Here is a 26,657-nt window from a genome sequence, read left to right as displayed (position 1 = left end):
CATATAACAAAGAAGAAAGGTTAATTTGCGGAAAACTCAAAAAACAGTGTTAATATTTTAAAAAACTCAGATGATGCTGCTTCTGGGATTATATAATGATTATCATTATTATACCCTTCCATTGAAACAATAAAAAAACTATATTTTTCAGTATTATACATCGGAAGTGTAATTATTTTTGATAATATTTCAACACGCTCTTTTTCGTATTTTTTTACTGCATCCTTTTCTTTATCGGTTATACCAGTATATACAGAATTAAGTTTGGTGCTTAATTTTTTATTATAAAGAGAAGTTATTTTGTATTTTTCAGGAAGTTTTTGTAATTTTTGGCTATATAAAGCATTATTATTTTTTGTAGTTAAGGTTTTTGAATAGCTCCAACGGGTCTCATATCTTAAAACAAGTTTGCTAACAATTTTTTTTCCGTTTGTTATTATTTTTTCATTTTTTTCAGCTTTTGTTTCGGTCATGTATTTTGTATCAAAACGATATTCTTCTAAAGAGAAAATAGAGTCGTTGCGTTGAAATACAATTTGATTGCCCTTTTCTGTAATAGTCCACCCCTTAGGAATGTGTGAATATATTTTATTTAATATAGAATCGTTTAAAGATGATTTAAATGTGCTATCTGATTGTCCTAATAAAAATATAGGAGAGAATAGAATTATAAATATGATACTAATTGACGTTTTCATGATTTTTTTAATAAAAGCAATTGCAATAATTATACTAATGTAAAAAAAAAAGAGATACATGAACTCATGTATCTCTTTTTTTTTAAAAAATAGAATTATAATTTTGTCCAAGTTTCAGCACATACATCAATACCACCTGTATCATATGTCCAAGTGTAATTAAGAGTATTAATCTTGAAAGTAGTTCCATTATATGTTCCGGTTGTACCTGCTGCTGTTCCTTCACTTCCAGATGGAACGCCAGTTGGGTGTTGTGAAGGAACTGTTATATTAGCTCCACTTACAGTAATAGTTGCTACTACAGGATCACCCCATCCGGCAAAATTATGAATAACCAGTTTGTTATAATCTGTGCTGGATGCAGTAACGGTTACTGTACCATCCCAACCTGGAGCACCAGGACCTGAAGAAATAACACAACTTACATTATATGTACCAACTAATTTGTCAGCTCTTACATATACAGTTCTTGTTACTTCATCAGCTGCATTACCGGCAGCGTCAGTAACATTATATTTTACTGTATACATTCCAACCTGGCTTGTGTTAACTGTACTGGTTGGAACAATGCTTGTAGTTAAATCACCATCTTCTGCATCAGTTGCTGTTGCTCCTAAATCGGTATATGTATCACCAAGGTCTAAGGTAATAGTTGCTGCACCTGTTAACGTAATAACTGGAGCTGTTACATCATCTTTTGTACATGAAGTTAGCGTAACACCAAATACAAATGCTAACGCTGCTACAGATAAAAGAATTTTTTTCATAATAATTTTGTGTTAAGTTAATAATAAGGTTAATTTGAATTCATCTTTATTTTGCGACAAAAGTATATAATTTTTTTTAAATAAAAAAAAAGTTTGTCATATTAAAATAAATATTAATTTTGCCCACAGGTTAACCAAAAAAACAAAAAATATGAAAAAATTATTTGCATTAGCATTAGTAGCAGGAATGGTTACATTCGTTGCTTGTGGTCCCAGCAAAGCGGATCAGGAAAAGAAAGAAAAAGAAAGACAGGATTCAATAAATTCTGCTGAAAAAGCTAAAAGAGAAGCTGATTCTTTAGCAAGAGTTGAAGCAGATCAGAGAAGAATGGATTCTTTAAGACAAGATTCTATTCAGAAAGCTGAAAAGAATAAACCTAAACCTAAACAAGGTTACCATCCACAAGGACAGGCTCCAAAAACAACAACTTCAGGCACAACAGCTCAGCCTAAAGGTACCAGACCTGGTGGAACTACAAAGAAAACTAATTAATAAATGAAAATTTATTAAAAAAGGAGGATTAAACAATCCTCCTTTTTTTTATCAAATGAATATATATTTGTTGATTTTAACATAAATTACCATACCAAAATTTATTTTAAACTGTTAATAGTGATAAATACTTGATTTTTTTTATTATGTAAGTCGCTTTATATTAAGCATATATAAAAAATACATAAAAAATGTTAAAAAAAAAGTCGAAAATTGTTTTGTAAGAAATAAATAATAAATAATTTTGCCACTGAATTAACCTAAATTTTAAAAACACATGAAAAAAGTATTCGCATTATTTATTGCTGCTGGTGTTGTAACTTTCGTTGCATGCGGTGGTGGTAATGACAAAGAAAAAGAACAAAAATTAAAAGATTCTTTAAAAGCTGATTCAATTGCTCAAGCTGAAAAAGCTATCCAGGTAGCTGATTCATTAAAAGCTGATTCAATTGCAAAAATTGAAGCTGACACTTTAAAGAAAAAAGATGAAAAGAAAGATGAAAAAAAAGCTAAGTAATTTTCGTCTTCAATAAAAAAAAAGAGTGCCTAAAAGCACTCTTTTTTTTTATACTTTTACCAAAGAATTCAAATAAATAATTTTTATGCGTAATTCTTTCTTTACATTAGTTATAACGTTTCTGCTTTTAGTTTCTTGTAATACTTAAGCGAAAAAGATAATAATAATGAGCAAGCAATTATTGATTCTATTTTAAAAATTGAAAAACAAAATATTATTGATTCAATAAATAATATAAAGACAGATTCTTGTTGTTTGCATAAGCAAAATAAGATACCGGTTCAGCAAAAGGCAACTCAGAAAGCTAAAGAACCAGAGACCAAAGAAGAGCAAAATCTTCATATTGATAAAAATGGTGGAATTCATTTAGGTCAACCTAACAATTAATAAAATACAAAAAGGAGGGTACTTTGACAAAAACTGCATTAGTTGGCAATAAAGGAAAGGGAATACGTTCCGATTGTCATGTAAGCATTGAGCTAATAACCAAAGGTGGCGTTGACCTTAAAATAGAAAGTAAGGTTAACGTGATGTTTGGTAAAAGCATTCATAAATTAGCAACCGATATCCTTTCATTTTTTGAAATAAAAAATGCAAAAATACTTATAGAGGATTCAGGTGCGCTTGATTTCGTTATTGCTGCTAGACTTGAAGCTGCAATAAAACAAGTAATGGACTCTGATAAAGAATATTTATTACCTGTTCTTAAGCAAAATCAGTATCAGACAGAGAAAGACAGATTCCGGTTCTCCAGGTTATACTTACCAGGAAATACTCCAAACCTGATGATAAATTCCGGCATTCATAAACCTGACGGAATCATTCTTGATCTTGAAGATGCTGTTGCTCCTGATAAAAAGTTTGAAGCATCATTTGTTGTAAGAAATGCATTACGTTCTGTCGATTTTTATGGTGTGGAACGTATGGTTCGTATAAACCAGGTTCCTCGCGGGTTGGATGATTTGGAATTTTTAATTCCACATAACGTTAATCTCCTTCTTATTCCTAAATGTGAGAGTGCAGAGCAGATTCAACAGGTGAATAAAAAAATCGAAGATATCAAAAAGAAGAATAAAATTAAAGGAAACGTTTGGCTGATGCCAATTATTGAAAGTTGCCTGGGCGTTATAAAAGCATTTGAAATTGCTTCTTCTTCAGAAAATATAGTTGCTATGGCTATTGGATTGGAAGATTATACAGCAGATCTAGGCACTAAACGTACATCAGAAGGTGTCGAATCATTTTATGCACGTAGCCAGGTCGTGAATGCATGTCGTGCTGCAGGAATTCAACCGATAGATTCGGTGTTCTCTGATGTTGCTGATATGGAAGGACTGAAACAAAATGTATTGAAATCGAAGGCTCTTGGTTTTGATGGAATGGGTTGTATCCATCCTCGACAAATAAGGGTTATCCAGGAAAATTTTGGTCCGGATGATTCAGAAATTGAAAAAGCTAAAAAAATTGTAAATGCATTTATTGAAGCTGGAGAAAAAGGATTAGGTGTTGTTTCTCTCGGAACAAAAATGATCGATCCACCAGTTGTGAAAAGAGCTCAACGTACAATAAATATTGCTGTTAAATTAGGTAAACTAAAATCAAACTGGAGGGAAGTATAATATGGCTGCAAAATTTGTAAAAAATGCTATAGGACGCCTTGTTCCTACCGAAGTAAATGGAAAGCCTCAAATCCCATACATGGGAGTTGGTAAATATATTCCTACGGGTCATAAATATGCACCACTTATTGCCAGTTGTGCTAATTATCCTGCTGATGGAAACAAATTGGTGCCAACTTTAAAAGATGCATTAAAAAAAGCCGGGTTGAAAGATGGTATGGTCATATCAACACATCATCATTTCAGGAATGGCGATGTGATTGCAGAACAAATTTTCGATATAGCTGCCGAGATGGGAATTAAAAACCTTACCTGGGTTCCTTCTGCTTCATTTGAATGTCATTCTCCACTTATTAAATATTTGGAAAATGGTGTGATTCATCATATCGAGGGAAGTATGAACGGTGCATTAGGACGTTTTACTTCTGCCGGAAAAATGAAAGGGATGGGAATTCTTCGTTCGCATGGCGGTCGTTATCAATCAATACAGGATGGTGAAGTGGTTATTGATATTACCGTGATTGCTGCACCAACAGCAGATTATTTTGGCAATGCTACCGGCGACCGGGGACCTGCTGCATGCGGACTTCTTGGGTTTGCTTTAGCAGATTCGCAATATGCCAATAAGGTTATAGTGGTAACCGATAATCTTGTTCCTTTTCCTTGCATACCATGGCAAATTCATGGTAACTACGTGGATTATGTTGTACAGGTTGACAAAGTAGGTATTCACGAAAAAATAGTTTCAGGAACTACTGAAATTACTAAAAGCCCGGATAGGCTTCTGCTTGCTGAAATGACTGCTAAGTTTTGTGATGAAGCAGGAATTATTCAAAATGGTTTTTCATTCCAGGCAGGAGCAGGTGGAACTGCACTTTCGATAGGAATTTATTTCGCCGATATTTTACGTGAACGTGGCATGAAAGCCCGCTTTGCACGTGGAGGCAGCAATAAATACCTGGTAAAAATGCTTGAAGATGGTTTAGTGGATTACATTCTTGATGGTCAGACTTTCGACCTTGAAGGTGTTCGATCTATGCGTGAAAACCGGAATCATTTAAATACAAGTCCATTCACCAGCTATAATTATCATGGAAAAGGAAACTTTGCTTCTATGGTTGATGTTGTAATTTTAGGCGCTACAGAAGTAGACCTTAATTATAATGCAAATGTTGTTACACATTCTGATGGTGTACTATTGCATGGTATAGGTGGTTGGCAGAATTGTATATTCTCAAAATGTACAATACTTCCTATTCCTTTATTCCGTGATCGTATTCCGGTTATTCGTGATGAAGTAACAACAATATGCGGTCCCGGTGAATTAATTGATGTAATCGTTACAGAACGAGGTATTGCTATCAATCCATTAAGAAAAGATTTAATACAAAAGTTAAAAGGTTCTTCATTGCCTATTAAAACAATCAAACAACTTAAAGAAGAAGCAGAGGAAATTTGCGGAAAACCTGATAAAGCAGAGTATACCGATAATCCTGTTGCTGTAGTTAAATGGGTTGACGGAACTGTAATTGATACAGTTTGGCAGATACGCCAATAAACCTGTTTTAAATATATAACTATTCGCTATACTTTGCGTATAATGAAATTATATTGCCTGAAAATTTGTAAAAAAATATGAAAAGGCTTAAAAAATATATTGTTTGGATATATCATTTTCTCACTCATGATATCTGGCACATCAGGCTTGAAGATTTGCCTAAGGCGAAATCGTTTTTATTAAAACAACTTCGGATTATAGTTATTGCATTCAGAGGGTTTAAAGAAGATGAGTGCCCGTTAAGGGCGTCGGCTCTGACTTATTATGCACTAATGTCAATAGTGCCTATTTTCGCTATGGCATTTGCAATTGCAAAAGGATTTGGATTTGAGCAGATGCTTGAAGAGCAGATCACCAAGAATTTTACCGGTGAAAAAGAAATTATTGAAACTGTTCTGGGCTTTGCAAATAAATTAATAGAAGAGACCCAGGGAGGATTGATTGCCGGAATTGGATTAATCATTTTGATATGGTCTGTTATGGAAATGTTTGGCGAGATGGAAGAATCGTTCAATGAAATATGGGAACAAAAAGAATCTCGTAGTTTTATCCGTAAGTTCAGCGATTATTTTGCCATTATGTTAATTGCTCCTATCCTCATTATTTTATCAAGCAGCGCTACTGTTTTTGTTTCATCAACAGTAAATAGCATGTCGAATGAATACGCTATTATTGGATACGTGGGGCCTTTTATTTCATTCCTGTTAAACTGGACACCATTTTTCATAGCGTGGTTTTTATTCACAATGCTTTACATGGTGATTCCTAATACAAAAGTTAAGTTTACTTCTGCTTTATATGGAGGTGTAATTGCCGGAACCATTTATCAGCTTGCACAAATGGGATACATTGTTCTGCAATTGGAACTGATAGATATTAACGCGGTATATGGAAGTTTTGCTGCATTGCCACTTTTATTTGTTTGGTTGAGGGTAAGCTGGATTTCATTATTGTTAGGTGTTGAAATTTCGTATGCTCATCAAAACGTTCATAAATTTCAATATGATATCGATATTTCTCAAATTAGTGGATATAACAAGAGGTTGTTATCTCTTCTAATCACACATCATTTGATAAAAAATTTTGCTAAAGGATTAAAACCTCTTACTGATGCTGAATTGTCGCAACACCTGGCAGTACCTGTAAGAGTTATTCGTCGCATATTATACGATTTGGTCGGATGCGGAATTTTGTCGGAATTAAAAACACAAAATGAAAAAGAAACTGCATACCAACCGGCTACTGATATTCACAAGATGACTATTCAATACGTAGTTGAAAAGCTTGATGAACATTGCGAGGTGGATGTCAAGATTCATTCGTCCCAGGCTTTAAAAGATATTAGTGAATCAATGAAAACTTTTACAGAAACTATAGCACAAAGCTCTTCGAATAAACTTTTGATGGAAATATAAATTTACTTTTGAAAGCAGCAAAAAATATATTGGAATTAATTGGAAATACACCATTGGTAAAGGTGAATAAGATTTCCGAAGGATGCGTTGCTGAAATATTTGCTAAGCTCGAATTTTATAATCCTTCTTCATCAGTGAAAGACAGGATCGCAAATGCCATGATAACTGATGCAGAGCAAAAAGGATTGATAAATAAAAACACCGTAATAGTTGAGCCTACCAGTGGTAATACCGGTATTGGGCTTGCTATGGTTTGTGCAGTAAAAGGGTATAAGCTGATACTTACCATGCCTGAAAGTATGAGTGAAGAACGAAGAAAATTATTTAAAGGTTTTGGCGCAGAATTGGTGTTGACGCCTTCTGAAAAGGGCATGAATGGTGCTGTTGAGATAGCAAAAGAAATTGTATCTGGAAATGAAAATAGTTTTATGCCGATGCAATTCAGCAGCAAAGCCAATCCCGAAATTCACAGGATTACCACTGCTAAAGAAATATGGAACGACACTGATGGTAAAATTGATATTTTTGTTTCTGGTGTTGGCACAGGTGGAACCATTACTGGTGTAGCAGAAGTAATAAAAAAAAGAAAACCAGGTATAAAAATTATTGCAGTTGAACCTTTATCATCTCCTGTAATTTCGGGTGGAAAAGCCGGACGTCATGCTATACAGGGAATAGGTGCAGGGTTTATTCCTGAAATTTTAAATACAGAAATTATTGATGAAATAGTTTCCGTTAGTGATGACGAAGCCATTAAAACTGCACAAATGCTGATAAAAGAAGAAGGAATACTTTGCGGTATATCATCAGGTGCAAATGCTTATGCTGCTTTGCAGGTTGCCGGAAGGATTGAAAATAAAGGTAAGATAGTGGTTTTTATGGTTTGCGATACAGCCGAAAGATATTTAAGTACATCACTTTTTTTATAAATTTTATGACAGAAAAAAATAATTATAAAAATATTATTGATGAAGTTGTGTTCCAACTGAATTCTGAAAAATATAATTTTCTTCAGCATCGCTCTGTTCACGATGCATCCATGCCTTCTATCGAAAGCTTGAACACTTTAATGTTAAACATGAAAAGAGTATTGTTTCCCGGTTATTTTGGGCATTCAGAAGTGGAGGCAGAAACAATGAGCTATTACATAGGAGCAAACCTTGATATAATAAACAGGATACTTACTGAACAAATAAAAAGAGGATTATGCTTTGATTGCACTGATGGAAAAAGGTATTGCACCGACTGTGATAAACAAGCAAAAGAGTTGTCAACACAATTCCTTAAAAAGCTTCCGCATATAAAACAATTGTTAGCTACCGATGTGGTAGCGGCATACAATGGTGATCCTGCAGCTAAAAGTTATGGGGAAGCAATTTTTTGTTATCCCAGTATTATTGCTTTAACTTATTACCGTATTGCACATGAGCTTTTTAAATTGAATGTTCCTTTGATCCCCAGGATTATAACAGAGATGTCTCATTCATTAACAGGAATAGATATTCATCCGGGTGCTGATATTAATGAATACTTTTTTATTGATCATGGAACCGGTGTTGTAATTGGTGAAACAACTATAATTGGTAAAAATGTAAGACTTTATCAAGGTGTAACACTTGGAGCGAAAAGTTTTCCGTTAGATGAAAATGGCAAGCCTATCAAAGGAATTGCACGACATCCGATAGTAGAAGATGATGTGATTATTTATTCTAATTCAACAATACTGGGAAGAGTTACTATTGGAAAAGGTTCCGTAATAGGTGGGAATATGTGGATAACACAGGATGTTCCGGTTAATGCAAAAATATTACAGAAAAAATAAATTATTAATTCATCATTGGGTCGAGTGGATAATTGAGCCATGTTGAATACTCATCGCCTAAAGAAATAATCAGGTTTTTCCACATTTCTGCAGGAGGCTCTTTTAAAATTTTTTCTGATTTTAGTTTTTTAATTACCCAGGAATTTTCTTTTAGTTCATTGTTAAGCTGGTCTGGATCCCAACCTGAATAACCAATAAAAAAACGAATTTGTTTTTTGTTTATCTTTTTTTCTTCTACTAATTTTTTAATAGTGTTGATATCACCGCCCCAGTAAAGGCCTTCAATTATTTTCAAACTGTTAGGTATTTTATTTCCGATAGTATGTAGTACAAATAAACTATCAGTTTTTACAGGCCCGCCAAGATATACATCCGCATCAAATTCAGGAAAATCAACTATTACCTCATTTAGTTTTATTTCAAGTGGTTTGTTTATAATCAGTCCAAAAGAACCATTTTCATCATGTTCTGCAAGCAGAACTACAGATCTTCTGAAATAAAAATCTTTTAAAAAAGGCTCCGATATTAATAAGGTGCCTTGTGCCGGTTTTATATTAGCTGGATTCATAATTTACATAAAAATACTAAAAAGTTTAAATGAAACCTAATTTTTAAATAAACAATTTTGTATATTTGAAACAAAGATTAAAAAAAATATTCAATTTTATTTATCGTTTTATAAATGGGGAAATCAGATAACTTTTATAAATATCAAAAATTCAGAAAACAGTTTAAACGATTTTCATTCGAAAGTTTTGAACACAGGATATTGTCCCATTCCGTTGAAATAGCATTTAATTTTAATCTCGATAACATATATAATTTCCGTCCTTCTTATACTATCCCGTTAAAATCTTTTTATAAAATTAATGATTTTTCTGAAAAAGATCTGGATAATATTGTTTTCAATATAGGGATGATAGAACTTATAAGTTATTGGAAAACCGCGTGTCCTAAGGAAGTTATTGTTAAACCTTTTTTGCTGAGCAGGGAACAGATTGAATGGTGGAAAAATATTTATTATAAAGGACTGGGTGAGTTTTTTTATCTGAATTCAATTCATGATACGCAGGAAGATTTTATGAAAATTATTTCCGAGTCGGAAGATGTAGCTGCAAAAAAAAATTTTTCGCTGGATGATGCCAACATCATCCCTGTTGGCGGAGGTAAGGATTCTGTAGTAACTATTGAATTGAATACAGAGTCGAAAGATAAAAATTTATTGCTTATCTTAAACCCGCGTAAAGCATGTGTTGATGTTGCTGAAACTGCCGGCTATTCTATGGATAAGGTCATCGAGGTAAACCGAACCATTGATCCGCTTTTGCTTAAAATGAATGATGAAGGTTTTCTGAATGGTCATACTCCTTTTTCTGCATTGCTGGCTTTTGTTTCGCTTTATACTTCTGCTATAACCGGAAATAAAAATATTTTATTATCGAATGAATCGAGCGCTAATGAATCAACCGTAAGTGGTTCGGATGTTAATCATCAATATTCAAAATCGTTTGCTTTTGAAAAAGATTTCAGGGATTATGTAAAGAAATATATTTCGGAAGATTTTAATTATTTTAGTTTTTTACGACCAATTAATGAATTGCAGATTGCAAAATTATTTTCTAAATCCCCGAAATATTTCAAGGTTTTTAGAAGTTGTAATGCCGGAAGCAAAACCGATAGCTGGTGTGGTATATGTCCTAAATGCTTGTTCACGGCAATAATTCTTTCTCCTTTTATCAGTTCTGATGAAATAATAAATATATTTGGAAAGAATATTCTTGATGATGAAAAATTAATTTATATATTTAAACAATTATATGGCGCTGAAGAAACGAAGCCATTTGAATGTGTTGGAACTATTGATGATGTAAATGTGGCCCTGGTAATGATTATTGAGAAGCTTAATGATAAACTTCCTAAATTGCTTAAACATTATAAAGAAAGCAATGAGTATAATAAATATAAAACCTTTGACACTTCTGTATTCTTGAAACAATTTAATGCTGAACATTTTTTAAAAACAAGTTTTGAAAACAGTTTAAAAAAGCATCTTTATGATTGATTTGATAAAAGAAAAAATTAAAGGAAAAAAAATATTAATTCTCGGTTACGGCAGGGAAGGGGAATCGACATATTGTTTTTTTAAAAAATATTTTCCTAATGTGAAGTTGGCGATAGCCGATAAAAATGCAAATGCTTTTGAAAGTATAAAAAATGAAAAGATAAAATTTTACTCAGGCGACAGGTATCTTGAAGCAATACTGGAATATGATTTGATTTTTAAAACCCCGGGTGTTTCGCTGAATCATGTTAATTTTAAATTTGATAAGAACACAATTACTTCACAAACGGATATTTTTCTGGAATGTTATCATCGTCAAATTATTGGAATTACAGGAACTAAAGGAAAAAGCACAACTTCATCATTAATTTATCACATCATGAAATTATATACTGATGATGTGCTATTAGTTGGGAATATTGGTGTGCCTCCCTTTAATGTTTTTGAACAGATTCGTTCAACAACATGTATTGTTTATGAATTGTCATCGCATCAACTGGAGTACATTCATAAAGCCCCGCATATTTCAATATTGCTGAGTATTTTCCAGGAACACCTTGATTATTATAAAAGCTTCGAAGATTATAAGCAGGCAAAATTTAACATTTTCAGATTCCAGGAAGCTTATGATTATTTTATTTATGATGCCGATGATAAAGCATCGAGAGAGTTTATAAAATCGCAGGAATATGCTGATAACTGTTATACTTTTTCCTTAAAAAATAAATGCAACTTTGGTTGTTATGTTCTTGATGGAAGTATATTTTTCAGCGAAGACGGTGATGCATACCCGATTTATGATATTTACCAGGAACGAAAACTGAAAGGCAGCCACAACCTGCTTAACATTATGGCCGCTATTTGCGCCTGTAAACTATATGGTATTCCTGATAACAATATTATTGAAGGTGTGAATTTCTTTAAGGGTCTGGAGCATCGTATTGAATACGTAGGTAATTTTAACAGGATCGATTATTATAACGATTCCATTGCAACGATTCCTGAAGCAACCATTGAAGCCATTAAAACGCTTGAAGATGTGAATACCGTTATTCTTGGAGGTTATGACAGGGGTGTTGACTATTCATATCTTGTAGATTATTTGATAAAATCATCAGTGAAAAATATTATTTTTATGGGAAAAGCCGGTGAAAGAATGTATCAGATGATTTCAAAGAAAAAACCCAATAAAAATTTAATTATTGCCGATTCGCTTGAAGATGCTGTAACTGTTGCAAAGCAAAAGACAGTAAAAGATGGAATTTGTCTGCTTTCACCTGCCGCTTCGAGTTATGACAGTTTTAGAAATTTTGAAGAAAGGGGAGAGGTATATAAAAAAATAGTGAAAAGCGTTTTATAACTTCTCACTACCTTTTCAACTCTTTTGGTTTATTTATTCCGTTGTCGTTTCAGTTTCTTTTTTCGCTTTTTTAACCGGGGCTTTTTTTACAGCGGTTTTTTTAGTATCAGATTCAGAAATAACTTCTGTAATCTTTTTTTCGCTTTTTGCCGTATTAACCGGTTTAGCAGGGTATGTTCCTTTTCTTTTCTTTTGGCGGGTTATACCATAACTGCCCATTGATATTTTACCTCTTTTTGATTTTTTGTCTCCTTTTCCCATATAATTTATTATTTAAGGTTAAGTATTACAAATATAAAAATTTTCTGAAAAAATATTTTCATTTTGAATTTATAATTTTTTCAACATATTTTTTTTCTAATGAAATTGCATCCTGTATTGTATTTTTAACCCATTCTATTTTCATATCGATTATTTCATTTTTGTCCAGTTGCCAGTGTATATTACTGTTTCGTAAACGTTGTGATAAAGAATATAAAGCAATAGCAACAGATACTGAAATATTAAAACTTTCAGTAAATCCATACATAGGGATTTTAACAAAACCATCAGCTGAATTAATTGCCTCTTCAGTAAGTCCATTCTTTTCCGTTCCGAACATTATAGCTGTCTTCTTTGATATATCAACGTTATCAATCAAACTATCATTATTGTGGGGCAAAGCTGCAAGAACAGTATAACCTTTCTTTTTTAAATAGGAAATGCAATCTGTAGTATTATTTTCTTTTTGATTGTATTTGAAAAGGGATAACCATTTTGAAGAACCCAATGCAACATCAGGATTCACATTATATGTATTTGCATTTTCAATGATATGAACATCCTGTATGCCGAAGCAATCACATGAACGCAGCACAGCGCTTGCATTATGCGACTGGTAAATATCTTCAAGGACAACAGTTAAATGCCGGGTGCGGAATGCTGCTATCTCATCAAAGCGTTGCTTGCGGTTATCGGTAATAAAACCAGCCAGGAAATCGTATAACCCTGTTTTTTGTTCATATGTAAGTTTACCGGTCATTATAAATTATTTGATTTTGACATGATGTTGGCAAGTTTGAATAAAACCCTTGCTGCAACATTTGCATCCCATTCATTTTTGCTGATTCCTGTTTCGCATAAATCGAAACCTATTATTTTTTTCTTTGATGAAACTAACATTTCGAAAAGATAAAAAATCTCATGTATGTCGAAGCCGCCGGGGACAGGTGTTCCGGTGCACGGACAAAGTTTTGGGTCTAACCCGTCAATATCAAAACTGATGTAAATTTTATCGGGAAGTTCGCTGATGATTTCTTTGCAGATTTTTTCCCAGCTTATGCCTTTGAATTTTTTCCCGTTTATATCCCTGTCGAAAAAAGTTTTAATTCTTTTTTTATTCTTTTGAATCAGGTTGTGTTCATCTTCGCAATAATCGCGGATGCCAAGCTGTACCAGTTTTTTTACCTGTGGTATTTTTAAAGCATTAAACATTATTGATGCATGAGAATAAGTAAATCCTTCATATGCATCACGAAGGTCGGCATGAGCGTCGATTTGTAAAATTCCGAAATCGCTATGTTTACCTGAAAGTGATTTTATAAAACCTAAAGGCGAACTATGATCTCCGCCAATAATACCAACAAGTTTGTTCTTGCTGATATATTTTTTTGTTTCTTTTGCAACCCATTCATTCAATTCGGAGCAACCCTGATTTACAATGTTTAGTTTTTTCTGAATGACTGAAGTGCTAATGTTTTCGCCTGATGCAAGCGATTCAATAATGGATGATGATAATTGTTTTAGTTTTTTATTTTTTGAAATAATTTCTTTTGGAATATTAGTCATCGCATACCCTGTTTTCCAGGCATCTTTTTTTATCGGGTCAAATAAGTCAACCTGGAAAGATGCGTTGAATATGGCTTCGGGAGCATGAGCTGTGCCATCGTTATATGAAACGGTAACATCCCATGGAACGGGCACAAATACTATATTTGCAGAGTTTGTATCGTAAGGAAGCCCGAAAATATTATTGTTGATATTTCCAATATCATTTGGATTGAAATCATTCATGTAATAAAGTGTTAAAATTATTTATAGTACACAAAAGTACAAAATGTAAAATAAAAAAAAAGTCTCCCGGGCGGGAGACTTTTTAGAAGATTAGCAAAGCAAAAATTATTTTACTTTAGCAGCTAATTCAGCACCAGCTTTGAATTTTGCAACTTTCTTAGCAGCAATTTTAATTTCTTTACCAGTCTGAGGATTGCGTCCTTTTCTAGCAGCTCTTTTAGCTATTGAGAAAGTTCCGAAACCTACTAATGCAACTCTTTCACCTTTTTTAAGAGCTTTTGTAGTAGATGATACGAATGCATCTAATGCTGATTTTGCAGCAGCTTTAGTGATTTTTGCTTCTGAAGCCATTGCTTCAATTAATTGTGCTTTGTTCATACCTTTTTGTTTTAGGTTAATTAATTGGTTTTTTAATTACAGCGCAAATATAGGTATAATCAGCGAATCCGCAAGCACTTCACTTCTAAAAAGTGCGATTTTGTTAATAAATTGGCGTTTTTGTTAACAACTCTCGATGAAAATGCCTGAATTACTTAGTAAAAACAGCTTATTTGAAGTTAAATAAGGTTTACGCTCCAGTTGTCATCTATTGGAAATCCGCATAAAAACTGGGGAATGGTCATTTTTTTCTTTGAATGCAATTGAATTTCCACAAGATTTATGAAACCACCAGGAACAGCAACGTTTATCTGAGTTCGGCGGTCGGTCAGTATTTTTCCTGTTTTATAATTATGTGTTTCTTTTCGTTTGGTACAGCGGAATACCTTAATATAATAGGGAGTGCCTTCAGGTGAAATTAATTCGGTGTGTGCGGCAGGGTAAGGACTTAGACCGCGGATGTGGTTGAAAACACTGTCGATTCCCGCATTCCAGTTTATTTTACAATCGTTGGAAAAAATTTTAGGAGCATTATTTAAAACAATATTTTCTGTTACAAATTTGTTTTGAGGAATGGTTTTAATATTTCCATTTTCTATCATTTGAACAGTTTTTAAAACAAGATCCGAACCGATATTCATTAATTTATCATGAAGTTCACCTGCTGTTTCATCAGGATTTATGGGTGTTTCCTGTTGTAATAAAATATTTCCCGTGTCAATATTTTCATTGATGAAAAAAGTAGTAACTCCGGTTTTGGTTTCTCCATTCATGATAGCCCTGTTGATTGGAGCAGCGCCACGATATTGCGGAAGCAGTGAAGCATGAAGGTTGAAAGTTCCTATTTTAGGGAGTTTCCAGATGGCTTCGGGAAGCATACGGAATGCAACCACAATTTGTAAATCGGGATTAATTTCCGAAAGTTCATTAATAAAATTTTCATCTTTCAATTTTACCGGTTGCAGAATTTTTAATCCTTTTTCTTTTGCAAACAAATAAACAGGAGAGTGTGCAACTTTTAATCCTCGCCCGCAAGGCTTGTCGGGTGCGGTGATCACAGCAGAAATGTTAAAACCGTTTTCCAGTAAAAGTTTAAGTGGGGCAACTGCGAATTCGGGCGTGCCCATGTAAACGATATTTAAATTTTTTTTCATTAAAGTTTATTTTGAACATGGGTATAGGGGTATAGAGGTATAGGGGTATAGGGTATAAGTTTATAAAGATTTAATTCGATATTTTAATTTTCCATATTCCACTTTCCATATACCATATACCATATACCATATACCATATACCATATACCATATACCTTTATACCTTTATACCTTTTCCCTTTTTATTTCCAGATAACCCTTTTTGTAGAGCCACCATTTTAATTACCGTATAAGCTGCTTCATCGCCTTTGTTTCCATGTTTTCCGCCAGAGCGGTCTTTTGCCTGTTGCTGATTGTTTGTTGTCAGTACTCCGAAAATTACCGGTTTTTTATAAAGAATTCCCACACTTGAAATTCCATTTGCAACAGCATTACATATGAATTCAAAATGACGTGTTTCGCCCTGAATAACGCAACCCAGGCAAATAACAGCATCTGCTTTTGTATTTTCCAAAATGAACTGGGCGCCTGAAGGTAGTTCAAAGCTTCCGGGTACATTAATTTTTATAATGTTGGTTTTTTTTACACCATATTTAATTAATGTATTATAAGCGCCTTTATACAGCTTCCCTGTGATTTCTTCATTCCATTCGGAAACAACTATCCCAAACGACATTTTTGAAGCTGAAGGCATATTTCCCTGTTTAAAGGGTGAAAGGTTTTTTAGTTTTGATGACATAATCCTATTTGTATTTATCAATGATTGAAAACAAAAATAGCAGAAATTTTCATTTCTGCTATTTTTAATACAGGTAAAAGTAAAATTATTCTTTAGAAGAACTAAGAGCTTTGGCTCTTGTTATATATTTATCAATTTCGCGCCATTCAACGCTTTTGTAATAATCAGTACGAATACGCTCGTATAATTTTAGTGCTTCGTCATAGTTGCCCATAACTTCATATGTCCATCCTGCTTTCATTAAAAAGAATGGGGTACTGAATTGATTATTGTTCATATCGGCAGCTTCCATGTATTGCTTTAATGCTTTATCATTATCGCCGAGTTCCATATATGCATCGCCAATAGCTCCGGTAGCCATAGGTGCAACTAACTGGTCGTCGGAATCAAAATCTTCAAGCTGATCAATTGCTTCTTCATATTGACCTTTTTTTAACAAACACATTCCTGCATAATAATGTGCAAGATTTGAAGCTTTGGTCATTCCGTATTCATCAATAACTTCAAGGAACCCGATATTGTTTCCATCGCCATTGAGAGCCAGGTCGAGTGAATCTTTTTCAAAATAACGTTCTGCCCAGAACATTTGTTTTTGTGCTTCTTCCTCTTTTGGTTCAAGATAGAATTTCTTGAAAAGCATATATCCGCCAACTACTACTACAATAGCCCCAATGACGTACATTATGATTTTCTGATTCTTCTCAATATATTTTTCGGTTTTACTAAGCGCTTCCTCAACTGCAGAAATATTCTTGTCGCCTACTGATTCTTTATCTGATTTTGCCATTTTAAATTTTATTTTGAGACTGCAAAATTAATTTTTTTTTTATATTAACAATATATATGGTGTAAATAATAATTTTTTATTCAGGTTCAAGTTGTTAAAAGTTAGTAAAATTATAAAATATCTACGCGGAAAATAATATAAAAACATCAATAATACCAAGGATTATATATAACATTGCCATTAACCCGCTTGTTGAAAAAGGTCGTGGCATTTTTAATTTATTCCAGTTAACTTTTGGCTTATTCAAAAATTCAAGATAAGAATCACGATATTTTTGCTTCCAGTAATTTTCAGGAATAATACCATTAGGATTAGCACTTTTTTTTATTAAACCAAGTTTATCATTTGCGTCGAATATCCAATTTAATTTTAGCCACATTAATCTACGGTGACGGCAAACAATTATTAATCCTAATAATGCAAATGAGATATCAATAATACTGCAAACATAAATTAGATTAATATGATAAAGATAAGTAGCGGGTTCGCTTTTTATTTTATCAACAAAAGCGAATAATCCAGCATGTGCGGCAGCAATTAATCCTAATGCCGACCATTCCTGTATGCGGGAATGATGAATATCGCGCCATTCGTTTTCGATCAGGAACCTGTAGCTTTCTTCGCTTGGTGTTGGCATATGAGTATTATTTAAGAATTGGTCAAAGATATTAAATCTATACTATCAATGCAGCTTTTTAAATGCTTTTCAAATTACGATGTTGTTATGTTTATAACAATGTTTTTACACTTATTACTCATTTTATGTGATTTGTTTTTATTTTTTCTTTCCAAATTTTATTTCATATCCAATAGTGAATAGGAAATACAGATGCTGTGGGTTTCTCGATATTCCGATTACTTTTTCATCTGTTAATTGTGAATGATCAAATCGACCATGAATTAATTGTGAATTGCCAAAATTACTTATGATAATTCCTGATAATTGTAAATAAAGTTTGCTGTTATATTGAACCCTGTAAGAAGGTTCGCAAGCAAAACTCCATTTATGTTGAAAGTCGCCAGTGCTGTATGTGTCGTATGTAATGAAATTATCCTCGGGGTTTTCGCTAAAGCAATGATAGTAATAATATTTGTCGAAATAATTTGCGCTAAGTTTAATAGCAAAACCATAATTCACACTATTCAGGTTATAGATGTATGTAGGTTGGATAAAAAACTTATGATAAATCGTATTGCTTTTCATGCTATACCATGTCCCATGTTCTATCATTGCTCCCATATCCCATGGTAAATCAGTTATTGTGGATGTGTTGCTGAAGTAACCATAGCCAGCCTGCGTTTCGAAATAATTTTTATCGTTTAATTTCTTATAATAAATTCCTGCAATTTCACAACCAATTTGTTTTCTAAAACCACCATTAATACCTGTATACAATCCTATGTTTTTTGAAAGTGCAAAATTTGATTGTGCTTCGTAATGATTTAAGAATAATGTAAGCTTTAGATTTTTTTCATTTTCTTTTTCAAAATAATTGATATTGGGCGCTGAAGCTATATAAGCTCTTTGAAACATCATTGAACATGATGATAACAATACCATGAATATTATTGAAGAAAAAATGAAAGCAATTTTTTTATTCATGTATAAATTTAAGATAATGTTTATAACGGTTTTTTTATTGCAACGTATTCTTTAAATAAAATTATGTTGTGTAAATTTAATTATCATTTCAAATTTATTACATTCAAACTAAACTAGCAAATCTGTATGAATGTCAACAGGCATCAGTCGTTCTGAATTATTCTCTTGGTTTTTAAAGCATAACCAAGACCAAGCCCGATCATAGGCTTAATAAATTGCTTTCTGTCAAAAGCTACATCAAATAATGGGGTGAACCCTAACTTAAATAGTAATCCATTTTTTTGATATCTATACCCAACTGTCATTGTAAAAGTATTATCTAAGTCATTTTTATTCCAATGTCTATAAAGCCCGGCACCTAGCTCAAATAAATTATGTTTCTTTCCCCAAAAATAATTTGTCATAATAATACAGCCCATATATCCAGCAAGATAATTTATTCCACCTCTTGCCGAGAAATTATTTTGGATATTATGAGTGAGTATCCATTCATAATTAATGGAATAACTACATGCATTTCCTCCAATCTCAAAATATATACTAGAGCGTCTGTAGAATGCAGTGCTGTCCTGTGAAGCGCATTTTCCTGCAATTAAATATAACGAAAATAAAGTCAGTAATCTTAAAACAGTATTTTTATTCATATTATCAAACTTGGTGTTAAATGTCGTTTGTAATTGTAGTGAATAGACACAAACTCACAGTATTTATTTTAAATCTTTTGTTTGTTCAGTTGTCATTGTGATTTTTCCGTTACTATTTAATTTCCCATTCTTATACTCACAATAATATTTTCGTGTGCTTTCAATTGGATTTCCTTTTCTGTCAAATTCAACTGTACGAATAGTATCTACACAATAAATTGTCAAATCATTTTCTATTATTGTAGTCTGAGGATTACAGTCTAATCCTGGTCCACCGCCGCCACACCCACTTACACATAATATTTCTTCGTTTATTTTTTTTCCTGTCTTGTCAAATGTTATCAGAGTAGGTAAAATAATATCTGCGGGATTTAAAACTATTAATGCATAGAAATTATTAGTATCGGGGAGCATGCCATAATACATACAATAAAATTTTATAAAAGAAGTATCGCTTTTGGAGTTTTTGTCACAACTAAAAGCAAGACCATTGGTTTCAATTTCCCCTTCTCTTATTTGTAATGGTAATTTAAGAATTTTAAATTTCTTTAATAATTGTTTGAATGAATCAGTAGCATTGTCTTTTCTTTTATCAATACATGATGAACAAGAAAGAAGTCCTATGCCTAAAATTAAAATAAATATATTAAAATGTTTTCTCATAATATTAATACTGAATGCTAATGAGCTCTTAGCTGCCACTAGCCTTTTAAAGTGAATCAACAGTATATAAGAGTTTGCATTGAAAAATTGCTTCTGGTGAAACAAAAAACTCTTCGTATGGAATTGAATCTCCAAAACTTTCCTTAACTTTTTCCATAACGAGCTTACTACTTAAATCAAATTCTTTTAAATATTGTGTGTTTCCTATTTCAAGTCCAGTTGAATAATAATAAATCTTCCAAACCAATTCAGAGCAATAAAGTCTATCATCAGACCAGTTATATCCTTCATCATATTCGAGCCCTTCAAAAGCTTTGAATTTATTTTGCATTTTATTCAAAACCTCTGAAGTTAATATTTTGTCTGAATTCCTTAATCTTTTTATTACATAATGAAGTCCTTTATTTCTTGCTATAAAATTATTATATGAAGTCTTTTTAACATGACCTATTGCTTCATAAACAAAATAATTTCCATTCTCTTGGAAAATAATTCCGCAATGTGAATATTGAGAATGTGTTGCAGCTCTAATTGCTTTGCTGTATGTAGATGTGTCAGTCTGAAAGATAATATCACCATCGGAAATTTTATTTTGTCTGACATTACATTGGTAAAATAAAATTGTCAGAAAAAATAAAATAATTGATGTGAATTTTTTTTGCATAATGAAGAGCATATTAAATTCACTTACGGCAAACACTTTTTTGCAGCAGGTTTATTCTTTTTCTTTAAACTGTTTACTATTTTCGTCAAAAATATATACTCTTGGTTTTCCATATACATCATCAAAATAGTAGTCTTTATCATCAGGCGAATTAATAATTATCATTTTGCTATCTTTTTTGAATCTGTATCCACTACGTCCAGAATTTAATCCATCGTAAATTTTACCTGTCCTAACATCAATTACTACACTTTCTTGGCGCCCAGAACCGCAACCCCATTCAACAAAGCAATAATGCCCTGCAAAATTAACTCCCTCTTTATTATAGGTTGTAGTTATTGCTGTTCTAAACATTTTACCTAATTTATGACTTTTTAAATCTAATGGAGCTTTCAATCCTTTGAACATTGTATCAACAGGGAAGTCTCCAAATGAAATTACAGGTCTAAATCTTGTTGAGACACATCTAATTTTCTTAGTAAAAGAATCTCCAATAACGTAGGTGTCAGAATCGGTTGAAATATATAAAGTGTCCCACCTGTATTCATTTTGATTGTTTGAGTAAGACTTTGTAATCGTATCTTTTTTTAAAGTATCTCTCAAAACAGAATTTGTTTTAAACTTCTTTGAGTCACAAGAAAGAAAAAAAAATATTAAAATAATATAAAGTGTCCATTTCATTATTTGCATCATAACTTTTGTGTATACTTATTACTGCAATATCAGCATTTGAAAAATTTTAAAACTTAATTTTATTTTTTAATTTATTTTTTAAATCTTCTTTTTCCTGCTGGCTAAGAATATCTTTGATAATACAGCACTCTTTTCTTTATACTCGATTACTCATCGTAGCACTTTAATACTACTGATGCAGAATTGACCTACTACATAAGAAAGCGGTCTTCTGTATATTTAAAATATTTTTATTGCCAATAAAATTCATTTCATTATTGTAATTTTTTTCTTTCTAAAATTTCTTTTGCTTCAATCAATGCTTTGTGAAGCTTTGCTTCAAGTTCTTTTTTAGGTGGTAATTCTGTCCAATACTCGGCAACCATAATGCCATCTTTGTGTAACTCGAGTAATTCAATTTGTTCGGTACTTTTTCCTGCACATAATATCAAGCCAATAGGGCTGTTCTCGTCTTCCTGCCTGTCATATCGATCGAGCCATTTAAGGTAGAGTTCCATTTGTCCTTTATATGCAGGTTTAAAATCATCAAGTTTTAATTCAATTGCAACAAGTCGTTTTAGTTTTCGGTGAAAAAACAATAAATCAAGATAAAAATCTTTTCCATCAAGAATAATTCGTTTTTGTCGTTCTACAAACGTAAAACCGTTCCCCAGTTCTAATATAAAGTTTTCAAGCTCTCTAATTATAGCAGATTCCAAATCTTTTTCTAGATACCCATCTTTCATTCCCAGAAAATCTAAAATATATGGATCTTTAAATGTGTCTTTCAACGCTGTATTCTCTCCTACAATTTGCGAATTGGCAATTTCTTGTCTTTCATACGTTTTTTGCTGAATATATTTTTGAGTTTGCCTTACACTCCATTGCTCTTCTGCTATTTTCCTCGAATAGAATAATTTTTGTTCCATCGTTTTTAATGAAAGTAGTTGGAGAAAATGTGTCCAACTCAATTTTGTCATCAGTGATGTCACAATTTCAATATCGGCAAATTCTTCTGCAAATTGCATCATTCTACGCAAATTACGCTCGGTAAAACTTCTGCCAAATTCTTTTTCCAATTGAGCCGATAAAGTCTGCACTATTTGCTTTCCATATTCAGCTCTTTTATTTTGCAATATATGCTCATTAATACGTTTACCTACCTGCCAGAAAAGAAGTGTTAACGTACTATTTGCATACGATACAACCTGTGCTTTGCTTTGCTCAATAAGTTGAGATAACTCTTGAAAAATCGCTGTCTCTGTATTAAGTAATATTTTATTCTCTTTTTGCATTTCTTACAAACTTAATTAATTTCTGTTATTCATCTTTTTTTACTGTACAGATTGTAATGGAAGGATTGCTTTTTTTAATATGTTTATACGTTGAAAAAATTAAAACTTAATTTTATTTTTTAATTTATTTTTCAAATCTTCTTTTTCCTTTTTTGCTTTTTCTTCAGCAGCTTTTTTCAAACTATCCTGTACGGCTTTGGCTTTGTCTTCGGCTGCCTGCTTTTGTTTATCTGCTTCTGCTTTTACTTTATCTTCTGCTTCTTTTTTCTTATTGTCGATTTCGGTTTTTGCTTTATCTTTCAAATCGTCAATAGCCTCGTTCATGGTGCCTTTTAATCCAAGACTGATAGTAGGTTTGGTAATGGTTCCTCCAATTATGGCATCTACTTTCACAACATCGCCAACCGTAACATTTGCACCTTTGCTGTTTGCCTTCGATGTTAAATTGTTCAGCACACCATTGGCTGCTCCGCCAAATTCACTTTTTGGAATTTCAAGATTCATTACATAATCAATGGTTTGATCGAACGAATTGGAACCACTGATTTTTCCTTTTGATTGTCCGTAAGTAAAATCAAAAGGTTCAACAAATATTTTTCCGTCAGCAAAACTGAATGAAAGATTGACTTTATCAAGAATTAGCTTTTTGAATTTTTCTATTTTCAATGCTTCGCCAAGTTTTGTCAGCGGGCCAAAACCCTGAACAGTGATGCTTGAAGTATTCAGCAAACCCTTGCCCGACATGGTTTTTATAACAGGAGTCATTTTGCCGTCCAATGATGTTGTCATATTCATCTTAGTTGAAAATTTTCCGGAACATGCGTTGGCAACAGGTGCTAATTTCTGAACCACTAAAAATGTTTTGCTTGTTTTTGCAATATCGAATTGATTTATATCGAGGTTGAAATTTATTTCAGGTTGCTTCGGATTCTTTGTGCTGTAATAACCGCTCATGGTAAGCTGTCCGTCGAGCATGTTCATTTTTAAATTTTCGAGGTTTACCTGTTGATCTTTTATTTTCAGAACGCCGACCACATTTGTCATTTCCATGTTGTCGTATAAAACTTTTCCGAATGTTGCATTTGCAACAAAATCAATATTCGCAGGAATTTCAATTACCGACATGGTTGATGCGGTATCTGTTTTCTGAGCAGTTGTAGCTGTTTGAGAAGGCTGCATGAATTCATTCAGATCCATTAGCTTCGATGAGCTGGTGAATGTGCCTTTTAAAATATCGTTCTTGAGAAAGTACGATAATAAATTATCGATGCGTCCTGTGGCTTTCAAATCACTTTTGCCAATTATCATGCTGCATGAAGCCAGTTCAACATACTGCGGCGAAAACAATAATTTCATATCGTTGATGGTGATTCCCTGTGCAAAGTCGTTGCTTTTGTAGGTTAAGCCGTTAATCGAAACCTGTCCGGTTGCTTTAAAATCTTCGTATTTCTTGTTTTCAATTGATGAAAGTTTTCCGTTTAATGTAACATCGGTGTTAATTGTTCCGTTCATCTGCTGGTCTTTTTCTAAAGGATAAAAATCTTTTACTTCAGCTAAATTTATTTTTCCTTTTATGGTTCCGTTGATCTGCGGGTCAGATACAGGAGTCTTAATATTCATTTTTATATCGACAGGATTGCTGCCCATTTCGAAATGAAATTTTGAAATATCAATAACCGTGTTGTCAATATCGCTGGTGGTGTTTGTAATGCTTGTCTTGATATTGATGTTGGTAACGGCTTTCGGTAAATCGGGATATTTATACATGCCGTCATCAACCTGGATATTCACGGCAAAGCTTGGCATTTTTTTATCGTTGTAAGTTCCCTTAACATAACCGTCGAGCGCAAGTTTTCCTTTTGTGTCAATGTTGTCAAAGTCTTTAGCATACAAGGCGGGGAGAAGTGAAAGGAAATTTTTGAACTCGGTTTTTTTTGCATTCAGTTTTAGATCCATATCAATATCATCCGATGGCATCGATATAAATCCGTCAAGACCGAGGAACAACTGGTTCAAACGAAACTCATTTTCTTTAAATGTATATTTTGAATTTTTCAGATCGGCTTCAATATCGGCTGTAGCTTCGGTATTCACTTTGTTCAGGTAGTTCATTCCGCCATAAGCAAAAGTTAAAAATTCGATGGTCGATTTTGTACTTAATGAAGTTACATCGGCTGTCATATCGCCTTTAATGGAGCTATTCACGTTTTTCGCTTCAATTCGCATATCCGTACTTTGGTCGTCGTAAATAATATTTCCTTTTGTGATGGAAAGTTTTTGAAGCGCCAGTTTGAAATCGGAAGGTTGCTCGGTAGCAGTCGTATCGGTTGTTTCCGAAGGTTTTGCAATATCCCAGTTTGCTTTTCCGCTTTTTAAAATTTTCAATAATAGGTTGGGTTCATCTAAATTTATTTTTTTGATTTTATAGGTGCTGCCGTTGATAACACTCATCAGGTCGACTGTGATGTTCAACGATTTTATATTTGCAAGTGTGTCGGTTGCGAATGAATCAACACCAATGACAGTAAGCTCATCGAGCGATAAATTAAAATTTGGAAAGTTTCGGAACAGACCTAAACTGTAGTCTTTCCAGTCGACTTTTGCATTAACGCTTTTGTTAATTTCGTCTTTCAGTTTTGCTTCGATTTTACTTTTGAATGCAAACGGAAGTACAATAGCAGCAATGATTATCACCGCTATTACGATCGACGTAATTTTTAATATTTTTTTTATCATGGTTTTTGTGTTTTAGTTTTTATGTTTATCTTTTAGTTTATTTATTTTTTTGCACTTGTCATGAGAAGAGCACGAACAGGGAGCCATTGAAGCAGCTCAAAGTTGGCAGCTGGCCGATATATTTTTATTTATAGTATTTAATAATATCAAAATTCTCTTCACCATAATAATCTTTTACTGTCTCCCAATATTTCAAATCAAATGTCTCAAGTCTCTTGTTTGATTTAAACCTCACTGTAATGCTTTTTGCTTCTTCTTTATTTGGTGTCTCAATTTTTGAAGTAATAGGCTGGTCATCTCCTTTTAATTTTCTATGAAAACCTATTATAATTAATGCAAGAGTAGGAAAGAAGAACGCAAAAATACCCCAACCAAATGTATCTCTATTTTGTCCTTTCGCAATATTACTGACCCAAACTGTTATGATTATTCTAAAAATAAATGATATAAAACCTACTATAAAATTATAATTAGCAACTTCTTCTTTGGTCTTAAATTTGTTTAAACCACCAAATATGATAACACAATTAATGATAATAAATACAAATCCTACTATTACAGCTTCACTTGCTTTCTCATAATTATTGTCATATTTTGAGTCTTTTTTTTGAGAAATGTTTGAATTATTCTGTGCTTCGGAAACTTTCAAAGGAGGAGGAGTCGGTATTGCAAAATCCTTCAATTCGTCAATATTTTCAACTTTGTCCCAATCAGTCATTCCATCTGTCCACGCCAAACTTCCCTTGGTCAATCGCATATTTTTTAATTCTTCGATAGTCCAAGGCCCTTGTTGCTGTCCTTTTATTTCGATGTAATAGTATTTCATATTCTTTTCATTTATTCGGCTTGCTGCCAACTATTTTATTGCTTTAATAAAGAACAGTAACCCTAAATACAATAGTTGGATTTCGCCAACTTGTATTAACTTATTTTTTCAATTTTATCAAAAATAAATCTTTTTATTATATTGCAGCAAAATTATTAGTATTAAGTTAAAAATAGCTATCGTCCTTAGTTCG

The 26,657-nt window shown here is 32.8% G+C and carries 28 protein-coding genes; 9 read left to right on the top strand and 19 right to left on the bottom strand.

Annotation, left to right across the window (positions count from 1 at the left end; genetic code table 11):
• Window positions 1-20: 20 nt before the first annotated feature.
• Window positions 21-698, bottom strand: a complete 678-nt coding sequence (locus PKK00_06540) for a hypothetical protein (GenBank protein HNW98051.1) — start codon at window positions 696-698, stop codon at window positions 21-23.
• A 95-nt stretch (window positions 699-793) separates the two neighbouring features.
• Complete coding sequence (locus PKK00_06535; protein ID HNW98050.1) at window positions 794-1,465, bottom strand: DUF5011 domain-containing protein; 672 nt, start codon at window positions 1,463-1,465, stop codon at window positions 794-796.
• 151 nt (window positions 1,466-1,616) lie between these two features.
• On the opposite strand from PKK00_06535, the gene PKK00_06530 reads away from it, so the two are divergent.
• The 7 genes from PKK00_06530 to PKK00_06500 all read left to right on the top strand — a co-directional run bounded on the left by PKK00_06530 (window position 1,617) and on the right by PKK00_06500 (window position 8,889).
• On the top strand, window positions 1,617-1,958 hold the full coding sequence (locus PKK00_06530) for a hypothetical protein (protein ID HNW98049.1): 342 nt from the start codon (window positions 1,617-1,619) through the stop codon (window positions 1,956-1,958).
• A gap of 277 nt (window positions 1,959-2,235) precedes the next feature.
• A complete protein-coding gene (locus tag PKK00_06525; GenBank protein ID HNW98048.1) occupies window positions 2,236-2,475 on the top strand; it encodes a hypothetical protein in 240 nt (79 codons plus the stop codon).
• A gap of 410 nt (window positions 2,476-2,885) precedes the next feature.
• Complete coding sequence (locus tag PKK00_06520) at window positions 2,886-4,094, top strand: aldolase/citrate lyase family protein (GenBank protein ID HNW98047.1); 1,209 nt, start codon at window positions 2,886-2,888, stop codon at window positions 4,092-4,094.
• A gap of 1 nt (window position 4,095) precedes the next feature.
• Entirely contained in the window at window positions 4,096-5,652 is a 1,557-nt protein-coding gene (gene citF / locus PKK00_06515) for a citrate lyase subunit alpha (protein ID HNW98046.1), read from the top strand.
• Between the two features lie 77 nt (window positions 5,653-5,729).
• Window positions 5,730-7,067, top strand: coding sequence for a YihY/virulence factor BrkB family protein (locus PKK00_06510; GenBank protein ID HNW98045.1), 1,338 nt, complete (start codon window positions 5,730-5,732; stop codon window positions 7,065-7,067).
• Between the two features lie 8 nt (window positions 7,068-7,075).
• On the top strand, window positions 7,076-7,996 hold the full coding sequence (cysK, locus tag PKK00_06505; protein HNW98044.1) for a cysteine synthase A: 921 nt from the start codon (window positions 7,076-7,078) through the stop codon (window positions 7,994-7,996).
• Between the two features lie 5 nt (window positions 7,997-8,001).
• Window positions 8,002-8,889: a serine acetyltransferase gene (locus tag PKK00_06500; GenBank protein ID HNW98043.1), complete on the top strand. Its 888-nt coding sequence runs from the start codon at window positions 8,002-8,004 to the stop codon at window positions 8,887-8,889.
• Window positions 8,890-8,893: 4 nt separating this feature from the next.
• Here the strand turns inward: PKK00_06500 and PKK00_06495 are convergent, their stop codons facing one another.
• Window positions 8,894-9,457 carry a YqgE/AlgH family protein gene (locus tag PKK00_06495; protein HNW98042.1) on the bottom strand — a complete coding sequence of 188 codons (564 nt, stop codon included), beginning with the start codon at window positions 9,455-9,457 and terminating at the stop codon, window positions 8,894-8,896.
• Window positions 9,458-9,571: 114 nt separating this feature from the next.
• On the opposite strand from PKK00_06495, the gene PKK00_06490 reads away from it, so the two are divergent.
• Window positions 9,572-10,951 carry a hypothetical protein gene (locus PKK00_06490; protein HNW98041.1) on the top strand — a complete coding sequence of 460 codons (1,380 nt, stop codon included), beginning with the start codon at window positions 9,572-9,574 and terminating at the stop codon, window positions 10,949-10,951.
• Window positions 10,944-12,311: a UDP-N-acetylmuramoyl-L-alanine--D-glutamate ligase gene (gene murD, locus PKK00_06485; GenBank protein ID HNW98040.1), complete on the top strand. Its 1,368-nt coding sequence runs from the start codon at window positions 10,944-10,946 to the stop codon at window positions 12,309-12,311. The genes PKK00_06490 and murD overlap by 8 nt, the downstream gene beginning before the upstream one ends.
• Window positions 12,312-12,344: 33 nt before the next feature.
• On the opposite strand, the gene PKK00_06480 is transcribed toward murD, so the two are convergent.
• The 16 genes from PKK00_06480 to PKK00_06405 form a co-directional block, all read right to left on the bottom strand.
• On the bottom strand, window positions 12,345-12,572 hold the full coding sequence (locus tag PKK00_06480; protein ID HNW98039.1) for a 30S ribosomal protein THX: 228 nt from the start codon (window positions 12,570-12,572) through the stop codon (window positions 12,345-12,347).
• Between the two features lie 58 nt (window positions 12,573-12,630).
• The gene (locus PKK00_06475; protein HNW98038.1) at window positions 12,631-13,332 is read right to left on the bottom strand and encodes an RNA methyltransferase; all 702 of its coding nucleotides are present in this window, start codon (window positions 13,330-13,332) and stop codon (window positions 12,631-12,633) included.
• The gene (locus tag PKK00_06470) at window positions 13,332-14,363 is read right to left on the bottom strand and encodes an agmatinase family protein (GenBank protein ID HNW98037.1); all 1,032 of its coding nucleotides are present in this window, start codon (window positions 14,361-14,363) and stop codon (window positions 13,332-13,334) included. The genes PKK00_06475 and PKK00_06470 overlap by 1 nt, the downstream gene beginning before the upstream one ends.
• 105 nt (window positions 14,364-14,468) lie before the next feature.
• A complete protein-coding gene (locus tag PKK00_06465) occupies window positions 14,469-14,741 on the bottom strand; it encodes an HU family DNA-binding protein (protein ID HNW98036.1) in 273 nt (90 codons plus the stop codon).
• A gap of 179 nt (window positions 14,742-14,920) precedes the next feature.
• Window positions 14,921-15,895 (bottom strand): methionyl-tRNA formyltransferase, encoded by a 975-nt coding sequence (gene fmt / locus PKK00_06460; protein ID HNW98035.1) that lies wholly within the window; start codon window positions 15,893-15,895, stop codon window positions 14,921-14,923.
• A gap of 157 nt (window positions 15,896-16,052) precedes the next feature.
• The gene (ribH, locus tag PKK00_06455) at window positions 16,053-16,574 is read right to left on the bottom strand and encodes a 6,7-dimethyl-8-ribityllumazine synthase (protein HNW98034.1); all 522 of its coding nucleotides are present in this window, start codon (window positions 16,572-16,574) and stop codon (window positions 16,053-16,055) included.
• 85 nt (window positions 16,575-16,659) lie between these two features.
• Complete coding sequence (locus PKK00_06450; GenBank protein ID HNW98033.1) at window positions 16,660-17,361, bottom strand: tetratricopeptide repeat protein; 702 nt, start codon at window positions 17,359-17,361, stop codon at window positions 16,660-16,662.
• Window positions 17,362-17,482: 121 nt separating this feature from the next.
• Window positions 17,483-17,998 (bottom strand): hypothetical protein, encoded by a 516-nt coding sequence (locus PKK00_06445; protein HNW98032.1) that lies wholly within the window; start codon window positions 17,996-17,998, stop codon window positions 17,483-17,485.
• Between the two features lie 138 nt (window positions 17,999-18,136).
• On the bottom strand, window positions 18,137-18,964 hold the full coding sequence (locus PKK00_06440) for a hypothetical protein (protein ID HNW98031.1): 828 nt from the start codon (window positions 18,962-18,964) through the stop codon (window positions 18,137-18,139).
• 143 nt (window positions 18,965-19,107) lie between these two features.
• A complete protein-coding gene (locus tag PKK00_06435; protein HNW98030.1) occupies window positions 19,108-19,608 on the bottom strand; it encodes a hypothetical protein in 501 nt (166 codons plus the stop codon).
• Between the two features lie 63 nt (window positions 19,609-19,671).
• Complete coding sequence (locus PKK00_06430; protein HNW98029.1) at window positions 19,672-20,271, bottom strand: hypothetical protein; 600 nt, start codon at window positions 20,269-20,271, stop codon at window positions 19,672-19,674.
• 46 nt (window positions 20,272-20,317) lie between these two features.
• A complete protein-coding gene (locus PKK00_06425) occupies window positions 20,318-20,935 on the bottom strand; it encodes a YiiX family permuted papain-like enzyme (protein ID HNW98028.1) in 618 nt (205 codons plus the stop codon).
• A gap of 51 nt (window positions 20,936-20,986) precedes the next feature.
• On the bottom strand, window positions 20,987-21,538 hold the full coding sequence (locus PKK00_06420) for a hypothetical protein (GenBank protein ID HNW98027.1): 552 nt from the start codon (window positions 21,536-21,538) through the stop codon (window positions 20,987-20,989).
• A gap of 344 nt (window positions 21,539-21,882) precedes the next feature.
• On the bottom strand, window positions 21,883-22,902 hold the full coding sequence (locus PKK00_06415) for a PDDEXK nuclease domain-containing protein (protein ID HNW98026.1): 1,020 nt from the start codon (window positions 22,900-22,902) through the stop codon (window positions 21,883-21,885).
• 99 nt (window positions 22,903-23,001) lie between these two features.
• Window positions 23,002-25,638, bottom strand: a complete 2,637-nt coding sequence (locus PKK00_06410) for an AsmA-like C-terminal region-containing protein (GenBank protein HNW98025.1) — start codon at window positions 25,636-25,638, stop codon at window positions 23,002-23,004.
• Window positions 25,639-25,762: 124 nt separating this feature from the next.
• The gene (locus tag PKK00_06405; protein HNW98024.1) at window positions 25,763-26,464 is read right to left on the bottom strand and encodes a DUF4339 domain-containing protein; all 702 of its coding nucleotides are present in this window, start codon (window positions 26,462-26,464) and stop codon (window positions 25,763-25,765) included.
• Window positions 26,465-26,657 lie beyond the last annotated feature (193 nt).

It is taken from the genome of Bacteroidales bacterium (genome assembly GCA_035353855.1).
In the GTDB taxonomy this organism is placed as follows: Bacteria; Bacteroidota; Bacteroidia; order Bacteroidales; family CG2-30-32-10; genus DAOQAK01.
The sequence above is the reverse complement of the archived record's forward strand: the minus strand, read 5'-3'. Positions and strand labels throughout refer to the sequence as shown.